Origin of the sequence: Methanosarcina spelaei (assembly GCF_002287235.1) — an archaeon.
In the GTDB taxonomy this organism is placed as follows: Archaea; Halobacteriota; Methanosarcinia; order Methanosarcinales; family Methanosarcinaceae; genus Methanosarcina; species Methanosarcina spelaei.
Map to the genome: position 1 here is coordinate 1 of NZ_LMVP01000448.1, position 313 is coordinate 313.

Below are 313 nucleotides of genomic sequence, written 5' to 3' on the forward strand. Positions count from 1 at the left end.
GATATAAGTGTTGATGCTGATAAAACTGTTTCAGTATCACCTACTTTAACACCAATACAAATAGAACCATCACCAGAACCACCATCTTCAACAGGCTCCATTTCAGTTACTTCTTCCCCCACTGGTGCTGATATTTTTCTGGATGACACTTACGAAGGTGAAACACCAAAGATCTTGGAAGATGTTAAGCAAGGTTCTCATACAGTTACCCTAACACTTACAGAATATAAAGATTGGTCTAAGGATATAAGTATTGAAGCTGATAAAACTGTTTCAGTATCACCTACTTTAACACCAACAGAGTCATCAAAAG

At 37.1% G+C, this 313-nt stretch carries 1 protein-coding gene; it reads left to right on the forward strand.

Features of this window, described 5'->3' with window-relative positions; translation table 11 throughout:
* Positions 1-99: 99 nt before the first annotated feature.
* Positions 100-313 (forward strand): PEGA domain-containing protein (locus ASJ81_RS24695; protein ID WP_369334797.1); only part of this gene is annotated, 214 nt, incomplete at its 3' end.